Below are 12,655 nucleotides of genomic sequence, written 5' to 3'. Positions count from 1 at the left end.
CGCCGATGACGCGTCAAACCGCCGCGCAACGCGCTCCCCCGCGTCAGAACCGATACGTCGCCCCCACCCCCACCCCCGCATTGCGCCCCGGCGCCGGTTCGTAATAGCGGCCGTTGGCTTCATTGACGATGACGGAGCCGGCATAGTCGCGGTCGAAGAGGTTGTCGACGCGGGCATAGGCGTTGAGCGTCCACGGGCCGATGCGCTTGGCGTAGCCGACGCTGGCCGCCGCCACGAAGTAGCCGGGCGCGTCCGCGTCGTTGGCGTCGTTGACGTAGATCTTGCTCAGGTAGCGGCCTTCGACCGAGGCCTGCCAGCCCTCGGGTGGGGCCCAGGCGAGCGACGCGTAGGCGGCCTGGCGGGCGATGCCGGGGATCTTGTTGCCGTCGCGGATGTCGCCGCCGCTGTCATCGGCGTAGCGCGCGTTGAGCAGGGTATAGGCGATCTGCGTGCGCCATTGTCGTCCGAACTCGCCGGACCAGCTCAGTTCCAGGCCGTCGCGGCGGGTGCGGCCGGCGTTCTGGTAGCTGGTGCGTCCGCCGAAGCTGCCGGCGGACACGATCTCGTCGTCGGTGCGGGTGTGGAACACCGCGGCCGTCAGCAGGCCGCCCGCCGTGCGCGCCTTGATGCCGGCCTCCAGGTTGGTGCTCACGGCGGGCATCAGGCCGAAGTTCAGCCCCGGGTCGCCGCCGGGCCGGTAGGAGATCTCGTTCAGGGTGGGCGTCTCGAAGCCGCGGCCATACGATGTGTAGACGCTGACGTCGTCGTTGACGGCGTAGCGCAGCGCGGCGACGGGCAACGCCTTGCGGTAACGCGCGCTGCCGCTGTCGTCGGCGTTGCCGGCGGCGATGTAGTGGTCGTCGGAGTCGAAGCGGACCGTGCTGTAGCGCAGGCCGGCATCCAGCGTCCAGCGCTCGGCGAAGTTCCAGGAGGCCTGGGCGTAGGGATCGGCGTTGTAGACGCGGTTGGTCTCGTCACGGCGCAGCATGCCTCGCACGCCCAGTTGCTGGCCAGGCCCCGAGCCGATGAAGTTCTGATAGCCCTTGCGGTCTTCGCGCATCGCGTCGTAGGAGAAGCCGCCAATCAGGGTCAGCGGACGGCCGGCCAGGTCCAGTTCGGAGGTCCAGCGCACGTCCGCCCCGCCGTACTGGCGTTTCAGGTCGATGACACCGCCGGCCTGCGTGGGCGGGCGCTGCACGGCGGGCGGGATCGACTGGTACTGCGCCGTGTCGCGCTGGCCGTAATAAAGCATCACGCGCAGCGCGTTGCGGCCATCCACCTGGTGGTCGAAGACCAGGCCGCCCTGCGTCTGCTTGACGGTCTTGCGCGCGTTGTACTGCTCGGCGATGGGCGCGCTGCGCGGGTCGTCCTGGAATTGCTGGTAGGTCAGGCCAAGCGGATCCTGCGCCGTCAGGTCGACGCTGTTGACGATGAGGGTCAGGCGGCTGTCGTCGTTGAGCTGCAGCCCCAGCTTTGCGTTGCCCAGGTTCTTGCGGGCGGCGCTGTGGTCGCGGTAGCCCTCGGTGGTGAAGCGCGAAAGGTCCAGGACGTAATCCAGTTGACCGGCGCCCGTGCCCGCGACGCCGCTCGCCAGCGCGCCATAGCGCCACGTGCCGTAGCTGCCGCCCCAGCCGCTAGCCGTGAGTTCGGGCGGATCGGCGCCGTCTTGCGTGAAGACCTGGATGACGCCGCCGGACGAATTGCCATACAGCGCCGAAAACGGCCCGCGCAAGACCTCGACCCGGTCGATGGAGCCAATGTCGATGTTGGACGTCTGGCCCTGTCCGTCGGGCATCGTCGCGGGAATGCCGTCCACATACAGGCGCACGCCGCGCACGCCGAAGGTGGATCGCGCGCCGAAGCCGCGGCTGGAGATCTGCAGGTCCTGCGCGTAGTTCTGGCGATTCTGGATCTGCAGGCCCGGCACGCCCGCCAAGCCTTCCGACAGGTTGATGCCCGGCTGCTGCCAGCGCATGGCGCGGCCTTGGACAATGTCCACCGAGGCCGGCGTGTCCAGTACGGCCGTGCCCAGCCGCGTGCCGGTGACGACGACCGGGGTGAGCGTCTGCGCCTGCGACTGCGCTTGCGCGAAAGCGGGTGCGGCCGGCGCCAGCGCCAGGATCGTGCTGGCCGTCCACCGCCAAGGTCCACCGTCCCGCCATTGCCGCTGCGCCAAACTTCTCTCCTGTGCTGGAGCGGGAATAGGTTCTAATACCCGCCATGGAAAATTCGCAAGACATCGAACGCCGGCTGCTGGACCTGGAGGTCAAGGCGAGCTTCGCGGACGATCTGCTGGAACAGTTGAACCAGATCGTCGTCCGCCAGCAACAGCAGATCGACCGGCTCATGCGCGAGGTCGCCGACCTGCGCCAGCAGGCGCCCGAGGGCGCCGCCCCCTTCCGCAGCCTGCGCGACGAACTGCCGCCGCACTACTGAGCTGCGCGGCATACGGGGTGGCGCGATAGCGTCGCCGTGCCGCCGCCAGGGTGCCCGCCGCCCGCCATGCGCCTGCCATCGGCGCCGCGCGTCCTCAGCGTACTTCGTGCCCGCCCCTGCCGCAGGGGCCGGCGCCGCACGCCTTGACGTAGCGAGGGCTGCCGAGCGCCGGACGCAAGACAGTCCCGCCTTGCACGGCGCGGCACCCATCCGTCCCACGCAGCCTGTGCCGCCACGATGCCAGATCGTCGCATGCTTGGCCGCGGACGGGAAAATCGGGGACCGCGCAACGGCTGAGATTTCCATAAGTGGTGAATTAAGTGGCCTCGTGCCGCCATTTTTCCATTTATGGAAATTTCTTTTACGCATACCCGGGTTAATACCTACGTCAAATCGGCGCAAGATGCAGGCATCGGGACACAGCAACGAACCACGACGGAAAGGCCGCCGGATTCGCTCCCAGGCTCTAGAAATCGGAGGTTTACCATGAAGACCCTTGCTACTGCTTTGATGTTCTCCCTGGCCGCGCTGAGCGCCGGCGCCCAGGCCTCGTCCAACGTCGAGCCCAACAACGTGCCTTTCCGGGGCGTCTACGGCACACCGTACGAAGGCCCCACCCGCGCCCAGGTGCAAGCCGAATTGGCCGCCGCGAAGGCCGCCGCCAAGGCCGCGGGCGTGGACACCAGCGTCGAGCCGAACGACGTGCCCTTCCAGGGGGTTTATGGCACGCCGCACACCGGCAAGACCCGCGCCGAGGTCAAGGCCGAACTGGCCGCCGCAAAGGCCGCCGGCCAGGTGTCGAACGTCGAACCCAATGACATGCCGTTTGCCGGCGTCTATCACGGCAACTGAGCCGCACGCAGATTTACCCTCCCCTTGTTGACCCTTGGGCCGCCCGGTTGGGCGGCCTTTTTTGTCGTACTATCGGCTCAGATTCACGGCGCAGACTTGCTTACCGCCACATTGGCTGTTCACAACAGGGAGCCCCATCTTGAAATATCCCCGCGTTCTTGCCGCGTTGCTTCTGTCCGGCGGCATGGCGTCGGCGGCATTTGCCGCCCCGCCCGTCATGCTCAACGACGCCCTCATCACGCAGATATCCAAGGCCGACCGCGCTTCCTTCCACGAAGCCGTGGCGCAGGCGCTGAACAGCTCGGCGGACGGCCAAAGCACCGAATGGACCAGCACCACCCAGCGCAAGCGGGCGGCGCCGATCACCGTGCAGTTGACGCCCAAACAGACCACCAAAACCGGAAACGACCGCGTCTGCCGCTTCCTGGTCGGCAATTTTGCGCGGACGACCACCACGGAAACGTGGCAGTTCTGGTTCTGCAAGCAGCCCGACGGCACCTGGAAAGCCAGCGCCAACTGACACCTTCCCCGCAAGACACTGCGCGCCGCCGCCATGAGGCTCGGCGCGCGTTCCGCGCTGATGACGATTCCTGCGGCCACGTCGAGGAACAGCTGCCACCGGCCTGCCGCCACCTCGCAAACCTGGCCCGAAGCGGCGGACCGGGCCAGATTTGACCCGCCTGGGCCAAAAATGGCCCGCTCGAAGTGCTTGGTTATCAAGGGCTTATGACACAGCGAGCCAAATTTGACCCGATTTCTCGGTCAAAACCCGGGTTTGCGCGGCGCCGCGCCTGCGGCATTCCTTATGGCATCCCGCCAAATCCCTCGTAGCCCGTTGATTCTTCAAGGGTTTCCCCCGCGCTGACCCACCTGGCACGGATTTCGCATATGTCGCCGCATCCCACCTTCGGGATGCTTCGGCCCCACCGGGCCTAACGACGACAAGGAATCCGTCAATGCCTACTCCCGCCTACATCAGCATCACCGGCAAAACCCAGGGCAACATCACCCAGGGCGCCTTCACCGCCGACTCCGTCGGCAACGTCTACGTGGAAGGCCACGAAGACCAGATCCTGGTCCAAGAGATTGAGCACCGCGTCAACACCCCGACCGACCCGCAAAGCGGCCAGCCTTCCGGCCAACGCGTGCACAAGCCGTTCATCTTCACCAGCGCGCTGAACAAGGCCACGCCGCTCATGTACCAGGCCCTGGCCGCCGGCGAAATGCTGCCCAAGGTCGAAGTGAAGTGGTACCGCACGTCGATCGACGGCAAGCAGGAACACTTCTTCACGACTGAACTGGAAGACGCCACGATCGTGGACATCACCAGCGTGCTGCCGCATGCGCAGGATCCGGGCAACGCCGACTACACGCAGTTGATCAAGGTGGCCATGGCGTATCGCAAGATCACCTGGACGCATGCGATCGCGGGCACGGAAGCGTCGGACGACTGGCGCAAGCCGCTGGAGAGCTGAGCGGGGTGAGCCGGGACGGTTCGCCACGCTGCGGCTCCTCCTGGCGCGTCGCTCAATCCGGCCAGCGGAGTCGCCGCCAGCGGTGATTCCGTCTTCTTCTTGACCATCGGCAGCCGCAACGATTGCTCGCAACGTTGCGGCTGCGCAGGATACCGAGATGACCCGTTTATCCGATCTGCGATTCACGTTCTCGCCGGCCGCCACCGGCGTGGACTTCGACGTCATCGAGTTCACGCTGGACGAAGCCTTGTCCGAGACCTTTCTATTGCGCGTGGAGTTATCCAGCTTCGATGCGGCCGTGGACTTTGGCGTGCTGCTGGACCAGCCTGCGTTATTCACGATCTGGCGCGGGGATGCGCCGGTGCGCCATGTGCACGGCATCGTCACGGGCTTTGAACAAGGCGACACCGGTTTCCGGCGCACCCGCTACCGCGCCGTGGTGGAACCGGCGCTGGCGCGCGCGTCGCTGTGCTCCGACTGGCGCATCTTCCAGCAGCAATCGGTGCCGGAGATCCTGGATCAGGTCATCAAGTCCCACGGCATCACGGACTATGAACAGGTCACGACCCACGAACACCTCCCACGCGAATACTGTGTCCAAGCCGGCGACACGGACCTGCAATTCCTTGACCGGCTCGCGGCAGAGGAAGGATTCTTCTACCGCTTCGAACACACCGACAAGGGCCACCGCCTGATCCACGGTGATCGCATCTACGTCCATGGCGCGATCGATGGCGGCCCGGTCACCTACAACCCCACGCCCGGCGGCGATCAACCCGAACCGGCCCTGCGCCGCTTCACCTATGCCGAACACGTGCGCACCGCGCGCCAGACGCAACGCGACTACACCTACACCCACCCACAGTACGACCAAGAGCATTCGGCGTTAGCGCGCGAACTGGACCACCAGGATTCCCGCTACGAACGCTACGACTACCCCGGCCGCTACAAGCGGGACGAAGCCGGCAAGCCCTTCACCCACAGCCGCCTACTCGGCCTGCGGCGCGACGCCCGCATGGCCCGCGTCGAAGGCGACGACGCGCGCCTCATTCCCGGCGTGGCGTTCGACCTGACCGGCCACCCGCGCGAAGACTGGAACCACGGCTGGCGTCCGGTGCGCATGCAGCACCACGGGATCCAGCACACCAGCCAGCAGGAAGAAGGCGCCGACGCCGCGCAGGGCACCCAATACCGCTACACCGCCGACATCGTGCCGGACAAGGTGGACTGGAAGCCGGAACCGGCCTTTAAACCCCGCATCGACGGCCCGCAGATCGCCTCGGTCGTGGGACCTGCCAACGAAGAAATCTACTGCGACGCATACGGCCGCGTGAAGGTCCAGTTCCCCTGGGACCGATTGGGCCGCAATGACGAACACAGCTCCTGCTGGATCCGCGTCTCGCAGAACTGGGCCGGTGCGGCCTGGGGCCACATGGCCATCCCGCGCATCGGCCAGGAAGTGATCGTCGACTTCCTGGACGGCGATTGCGATCAGCCCATCATCACCGGACGCACTTATCGCGCGATCAACCTGCCGCCCTACGAATTGCCGCTGCACAAGACGCGGATGACGATCAAGAGCAAGTCGCACAAGGGCGATGGCTACAACGAGCTGCGCTTCGAGGATGAACGGGATCGGGAAGAAATCTACGTCCACGCGCAGAAGGACCAGAACATCCACGTCAACCACAACGAATCCACCTTCATCGGCAATGACCGCAGCGAACAGGTCGAACGCGATGAACGCGTCGTCATCGGACATGACCGAACGAAGACGATAGGCAATGACGAACAGGTCATTGTCGGGCAGGACCGCCGGCAGGACATCGGCCGCGACGACCTCCTCAGCATCGGACGCAACCACGGCATCACCATCGCCAAAGACCGTATCGAGGCCGTGGGCAATAACCGCCAGGACCGGACCACCGCCAACCATCATGTGGAGATCGGCGGGCACCTTGAACAGAAGGTTCAGGGCCATGCCGACATTCAGGTCGGCCAGCGCATCACGCATCGCACCCAGGACTACGAAATTCTCGCTGCAAACAGTCTGACCATCAGGGCGCCGGGTGGAACGCTGCGCATCGACGGGACAGGCATCACGCTCGATGGCATCGCCATACAGATGAAGGGCCCGCTGGCGACCGCAGCGCAAGGCAACGCCAATTCCATTTCCCACAGCGGCGTCCCGGATTTGAGCGAGCCCGTCTGCCTGGGCTGCCTGCTCAAAGCGATAGCGCAAGGCCGTAGTCTCATCCGACTGGAAGGAGCGCAAGCATGATCACTGCGTTTGCACAGGAGCTGATCGATGCGTTGCGCAAGTCGTCGTCTCATCGCCTGACCGCCATCGTGGAGATGGCGCGGATGCCGGCGCCGGCGCGCCAGCCCTTTCTGGACAGACATGCGCCGAACGCGTGGCCGCTGCTGAACCAGCAGCGGTTTTCCAATCTTCGCGACGTGGGTCCGTGGCTGGTTGCAGCCGGGCCGGGTTCCGACCTCCAGGGGCAATACGACTTTCATCGCGCCTTGACCGATGCGACCAGCGATGCGCTCTGCGGCTGGCTGATCAGCGCGTTGCCGCCCTCGGCGCTTGCCGGGCATCTTGCTCAAGCGACGACCGCCCAAGCCCCCGACGGCCACGCTTACATGCTGCGCTTTCATACCGAGCTGGCGTTTCCCATCCTTCATGCGCGGCGCGACCTGCCGGGTATCGGCCAGTTGCTTGCGCCAATCCAATCCTGGTGGGTCATCGAACCGCATCCCGAGCGCAAAGCCTGGCGGCATTACGCGGGTTACGACCAGCCCCAGCTCGCCGGCGTCCCGCTCATTCAGCTTGACCAGGCGTGTTGGGACGCGTTGGCCGGCGACCCGCTCAGTTATAGCCTCGCGGAACAGCTCCGTGAACCGCTTGCCGCTTCCGGATTCGCGGAGAACTGCCATGGAACACGGCTTGGCCTGGTCGGCAAGCTTTTGCGCGAGGCCCGCGCAGAAGGATTGCGGCGTCCGGGCGACCTGGCCGACTACGTCACCCTGCTTGCCCTGCACGGACCGACGCTGCGCGGCATGGACGCGTGGCAGGCAGCGCTGACGGAAGCATGCAACGACGGTCTCCCCCTCGCTCAAGCGCTGAAATCGCGCGCGTTCCCGAACCTGTAAAGGAAGAGTCGATATGTACGGCTGGAAAGACACTTTCGATCGATGCGCGGACAACCGTTCGATGCTCGATGCCCTGCTGCAGCCGGGCGCCGAAGTGACCTGCACGCGCACTTTTTCTGTCTTGCCCCTGCGGTTCGGCGCCGTCGGCGGCACCGCCGCCCAGCGCAGCCTGCTGCCGCGGCTGCCCAAGCATCTGCGCAAACCTCATCAGGCCAGCGATCTCCAGGAATCGGGCTATGCGCTACGCAACCTGCGCGCCGGCTTTTTGTATGTGCTGATCAAACGCAAAAGCGTCGGCGTGTATGCCTGGCACAGCCAATACCGCATCACGGAAATCGGCACGCTCAATTACATCGACGCGGACAGTCCTTGGGCAGCGCCCGCGCCGCTCGGCGTGGATAGCAGCGGCATCCACGGACTGACCTGGATGTTCAAGGTCAACGACCTGGATGACATCGACGACTTGCGCCTGCTCTATAGTCCAGCGCCCGTGACCCAGGAGGTGCTGCGCAGCTATCGCATCCTGGCGGTGTACCGCGACACGCTGACCTCGATTGACGTCGCCAAGCTCGCCTCGGCTGATCCGCCCGAGATGAACAACGTGCTGGCGCCGCGCCAGCTTGACGCCGTGGCGGACTTTGCCGCAAACAACCGGCCCGAACTTCGGGATCTGCTCAAGACGCAGGCATTCCCTTTCTTTCCCCCGCCCTACCTGGCCGCCCGCGCCGAAATGTTCCCCGCCGGCAGCCGCAAGGAATACCGTGGCGCGGCGATTGTCGTCGACGATGCGCTCGGCATCACCCAAGAGCTCAATGCCTGGCGCAACGCAAGCGCCGAGCCCCTGGAAGCCTTCATGAAGGCCGAAGATGGCGAGAAACTGACCAACCATCGCAAGTTCACCATTGCCTTCGCCATCGAAAACATCAAGAAAACGTTGGCAGACGCGGCGGAGCGCGACTATTACAAGGAAACGCAGAACATAGGCGTGCGCTATACCGACCGCGAATACGAAATGAGCAACCGCCATGCCGTTGTTCAATCGGCGGGCAACTACACAAACTATCGCAATCCCCAACATCAGCGAGAGGTGCAAGAACGCATCGCCGGCCAGCGGCGCCGGGAAAGCTGGGACAAGTACGCACCGTACATCGACGAAGCCATGCGCCAGGCGTTCCTGGCGGAATATCACCGCATGGTCGATGAGACGGACAAGGCGAAGGACGCCCGGGCCGCGGACCATCTGCAGTGGCTGCAGAGCGAACAATTCCTCAACGCGCTGGACGCCTTCGACCGCAACGATACCGCGCAAGGATTGCTGTTCGAGGACCAGATGGGCAAGGCCATCGTCGGCATGAACGCGACCGCCGTTGGCGAGGCGCTGCTCGAGCGCTGGCGCGAGGCGGGCATTTCACGGGAAAACCTGTTCTGGCGGTCGCTTGCGCAGAACCAGGAGTCCGCCGAGGACGAGATCGATCGGCTGTTCGCCGAGCGCGGCATGCTAGCGCAGCTCGATGCGCAAGCGCTCCAGGACCGGATCAAGAAGCTGGCCGACATCTTCGACAAGGCCCACGCATTGGTCGATGGATTGGCGCAAAGCGCGACTGCGGGGCCGCCCGCCAGCTACCTCGTCGGCTCGGCCCTGGTGGTCAATACGCTGGGCAATACGCTATTCCAGAGCAAGCTCGCCACCGCTGTCGACAAGCCATCCAATTGGTTGTTGGCCAACGTCCTGCACGCGCGCCTGGGGCGCTATGCCCAGCATTTCCGTTTGGAAACGCGGGGCGGCAAGGCGTTGGGCCAGGGCACCGTGAGGCGCATGGATCGCTCCGCTGCGAGCAGCTTCGACGATGCGTTGCGCGCTGGCTCAACGGGGCCCATGGCCGAAGTGCGGGTGGGTGGATTGCTGGTGGTGTTGGAGCTGTGGAACCTGACCAATCGCCTCAATGCGGTCGACAAGCGAAGCCGGGAATACGCGGAAATCGCTGCGGCGATGACAGGGCTGACAGCGGCAGGGCTGGAGATGGGCGCGGCGGCGGTGGGTCTTGCGGAACGTAGCAGCAATGCAGCAGTTCAGCAGGGCGCAAAGGTGTTCAGGAGTGGGTTGCGACTGACGGGGGGGATATTGGCGGGTGGGGCTACGGCGGTGGGGGCCTGGTATGACTATGCTGATTTTTGGGAGAACAGAAAGTTTGGCAACCTTTCGAGTGCCTCTTTCTACCTTCTACGAGCGGCCATACAAACGGGAGCCGCCACCCTTTCTGTTGCGATCGGTCTTGCGTCTTCTGGAGCGTATCTTGAATACCTAACCAAGAAGCACGGCATCAGTTCATTTTTTGGGCGAGCGCTATCGCGTTCAGTGCAAGTATCGTCAGCATTGGCACTTCGCCTCACACTGATGCTGCGTGTCTTCTTCGGTTTGAATATCGTCATTCTCGCGTTGACGGTTATCGAGATATTTTTCATGCCCGACGCGCTAGAACGCTATCTAGACCACTGCAGCTTTCGCAAAGACCGAAGCAAGGGCATAGCCGACACCGAGGAAGACGAAGTGGAGATCATGCAACGCGCCATCGGGAGCACACTCTGATGTATCTGTACGAATGGGGGTTTCAATGGTCGAAGCGCCAGATGTCCTACGAAGATAGCCTTGAGGCCGTAAAACGACAGCAGCAAAAGCCAGGACAGTCCGAACTGAATGCGCCGGATGGCGTTGGAGAGTCAGTTTCAAACCTTGTCTACGACAATGACTCCTTCTACGCCTATAACGACGTCTACGTCGATGCGCGAACCCCCAACGATGAGAAAAGGGGGGTAATTACTTTCTTTGGAGTTGGGTTCGGATGCATGTTGCTATGGGCCGCCATTGCTGCAATTGGATGGGCGATCTACGACTTCGTCAGCGCGGAAAGGGGAACGCTCGGGTGGGATTTCTATATCTTCGGCGTCGTGCTGATGCCAGGCACTGCTTCTCTGGCGCTCTTCATGTACTACAAGTACGTATTTCGGTATTTACGCCTAGAAGTCTTCACCGCGCGCCGTCTTATCGTCCGATTCAACCGCGTTACGCGTAAGGTCTATCTGCTCCGTCCCAAGCATCTAGGGGGGATTCAGATCCTCGACTGGGATAAGACCCAGATCGTCTTGGACAAGAACATGTCGGAACTGGAAGGCACCGGCGGATTTCTGATACTTGGGTGGGATAAGGGAGACGGTGTGGACCTGGAGGGTAAACCGGTCGACGACATGGAATTGACCTTCGTCGGCAAGCCCACCCGCAACGCCAGCGAGCTGCTGGCCTTCTGGGAATACATCCGCCGCTACATGGAGGAAGGGCCCGACGCCGCTCCCGCGCCCAAGAAACTCATCAACAAGTTTCCCTGGCCCTGGCTGTCGCTCAAGGTCGCCTGGCGTCTGGACACCCAGTTCCTGCGTCACAGCGCATTGTGGATATTCGTAGCGCTCAACATCCTGATACTGCCCGCGATCCTAATCCACGCGACCGGCCACTGGCTGTCATTGCTGCTCTGCTATGAGCCCAAGTTCCCACGGACCATTGAGGAAGCGGGCGCAGGGACTGATCAAGAAGCATGGTAGTTCGTGCGCTAGAACGCTATCTAGACCACTGCAGCTTTCGCAAAGACCGAAGCAAAGGCATAACCGACACCGAGGAAGATGAAGTGGAGATCATGCAACGCGCCGTGGGGAGCACACTCTGATGTATCTGTACGAATGGGGATTCCAATGGTCGAAACGTCAGATGTCCTACGAAGAAAGCCTCGAGGCGGCCAAAAAAATTAAGCGAAAGCCGGGACAGCCCGAGCTCAATGCGCCCGATGGCGTAAGTGATTCCGTTTCGACAACTGTCTACGACAATGACTCCGTGTATGCCCGAAACGACGTCTACATGGACGTGAGAACTGCCAGTGACGAAAAGCGGGGCGTGATAACCATATTCTTGGGATGGATTGGAGGATTTCTTTTTTACGCACTAGCTGAATTGGCAAACATTTCAATTCGAAGAATTCACGCGGGCCACAATCCCAATGGGCAGCAGCTTATGGGATCAGACTACTTTTTTTTGATATTCATTCCACTGATCTGTGTAGGAGCAATCTACATCTACTTCAAGTATGCATTCCCATGGCTTCGCCTGGAGAGTTTCACCGCGCGCCGTCTTATCGTTCGATTCAATCGTGCAACTCGTAAGGTCTACCTGCTCCGTCCCAAGCATCTGGGCGGAATTCAGATCCTCGATTGGGAAAAGACGCAGGTCGTCTTGGACAAAAACATGTCGGAACTGGAGGGCACGGGCGGTTTCCTCATCCTGGGTTGGGACAAGGGACACGGCGTAAACCTCGATGGGCAACCCGTCGACGACATGGAGCTCGCCTTCGTCGGCAAACCCACTCGCAACGCCAGCGAGCTGCTGGCGTTCTGGGAGTACATCCGCCGCTACATGGAGGTCGGGCCCGACGCCGCTCCCGCGCCCAAGAAACTCATCGATAAATTTCCCTGGCCCTGGCTGTCATTCAAGGTCGCCTGGCGTCTGGACACCCAGTTCCTGCGTCACAGCGCATTGTGGGTGTTCGTATCGCTCAACATCCTGATACTGCCGGCCATCCTGATCCACGCGACCGGCCATTGGCTGTCACTGCTGCTCTGCTATGAGCCCAAGTTTCCGCCGGTCATTGAGGAGGCCGGCACAGATCCTGCCGCTCGCCATCGGCGCCGCTAAG

At 63.0% G+C, this 12,655-nt stretch carries 10 protein-coding genes; 9 read left to right on the top strand and 1 reads right to left on the bottom strand.

All coding sequences use genetic code 11. The annotated features are described in order from the left end of the window. Positions 1-43: 43 nt before the first annotated feature. Positions 44-2,122, bottom strand: coding sequence for a TonB-dependent receptor domain-containing protein (locus ACZ50Q_RS06105; RefSeq protein ID WP_464081955.1), 2,079 nt, complete (start codon positions 2,120-2,122; stop codon positions 44-46). A gap of 98 nt (positions 2,123-2,220) precedes the next feature. On the opposite strand from ACZ50Q_RS06105, the gene ACZ50Q_RS06100 reads away from it, so the two are divergent. From ACZ50Q_RS06100 to ACZ50Q_RS06060, 9 genes are all read left to right on the top strand, one after another. Then, positions 2,221-2,436, top strand: a complete 216-nt coding sequence (locus ACZ50Q_RS06100) for a SlyX family protein (protein WP_092582443.1) — start codon at positions 2,221-2,223, stop codon at positions 2,434-2,436. A 486-nt stretch (positions 2,437-2,922) separates the two neighbouring features. Then, positions 2,923-3,288: a DUF4148 domain-containing protein gene (locus ACZ50Q_RS06095; protein WP_464080901.1), complete on the top strand. Its 366-nt coding sequence runs from the start codon at positions 2,923-2,925 to the stop codon at positions 3,286-3,288. Positions 3,289-3,427: 139 nt separating this feature from the next. Then, positions 3,428-3,808, top strand: coding sequence for a hypothetical protein (locus tag ACZ50Q_RS06090; protein ID WP_092582441.1), 381 nt, complete (start codon positions 3,428-3,430; stop codon positions 3,806-3,808). Between the two features lie 436 nt (positions 3,809-4,244). Next, positions 4,245-4,763, top strand: a complete 519-nt coding sequence (locus tag ACZ50Q_RS06085; RefSeq protein ID WP_076515977.1) for an Hcp family type VI secretion system effector — start codon at positions 4,245-4,247, stop codon at positions 4,761-4,763. Positions 4,764-4,920: 157 nt separating this feature from the next. Beyond that, positions 4,921-7,044, top strand: a complete 2,124-nt coding sequence (locus ACZ50Q_RS06080) for a type VI secretion system Vgr family protein (RefSeq protein WP_464080900.1) — start codon at positions 4,921-4,923, stop codon at positions 7,042-7,044. Continuing rightward, positions 7,041-7,919, top strand: coding sequence for a DUF4123 domain-containing protein (locus tag ACZ50Q_RS06075; protein ID WP_464080899.1), 879 nt, complete (start codon positions 7,041-7,043; stop codon positions 7,917-7,919). Before ACZ50Q_RS06080 ends, ACZ50Q_RS06075 begins: the two co-directional genes overlap by 4 nt. 13 nt (positions 7,920-7,932) lie before the next feature. Further along, a complete protein-coding gene (locus ACZ50Q_RS06070) occupies positions 7,933-10,506 on the top strand; it encodes a T6SS effector BTH_I2691 family protein (protein WP_464080898.1) in 2,574 nt (857 codons plus the stop codon). Next, positions 10,506-11,513: a DUF6708 domain-containing protein gene (locus ACZ50Q_RS06065; protein WP_464080897.1), complete on the top strand. Its 1,008-nt coding sequence runs from the start codon at positions 10,506-10,508 to the stop codon at positions 11,511-11,513. The genes ACZ50Q_RS06070 and ACZ50Q_RS06065 overlap by 1 nt, the downstream gene beginning before the upstream one ends. 121 nt (positions 11,514-11,634) lie before the next feature. Continuing rightward, entirely contained in the window at positions 11,635-12,654 is a 1,020-nt protein-coding gene (locus ACZ50Q_RS06060) for a DUF6708 domain-containing protein (RefSeq protein ID WP_464080896.1), read from the top strand. Position 12,655: the final 1 nt, after the last annotated feature.

It is taken from the genome of Achromobacter sp. T5-5, from assembly GCF_055397965.1.
The sequence above is the reverse complement of the archived record's forward strand: the minus strand, read 5'-3'. Positions and strand labels throughout refer to the sequence as shown.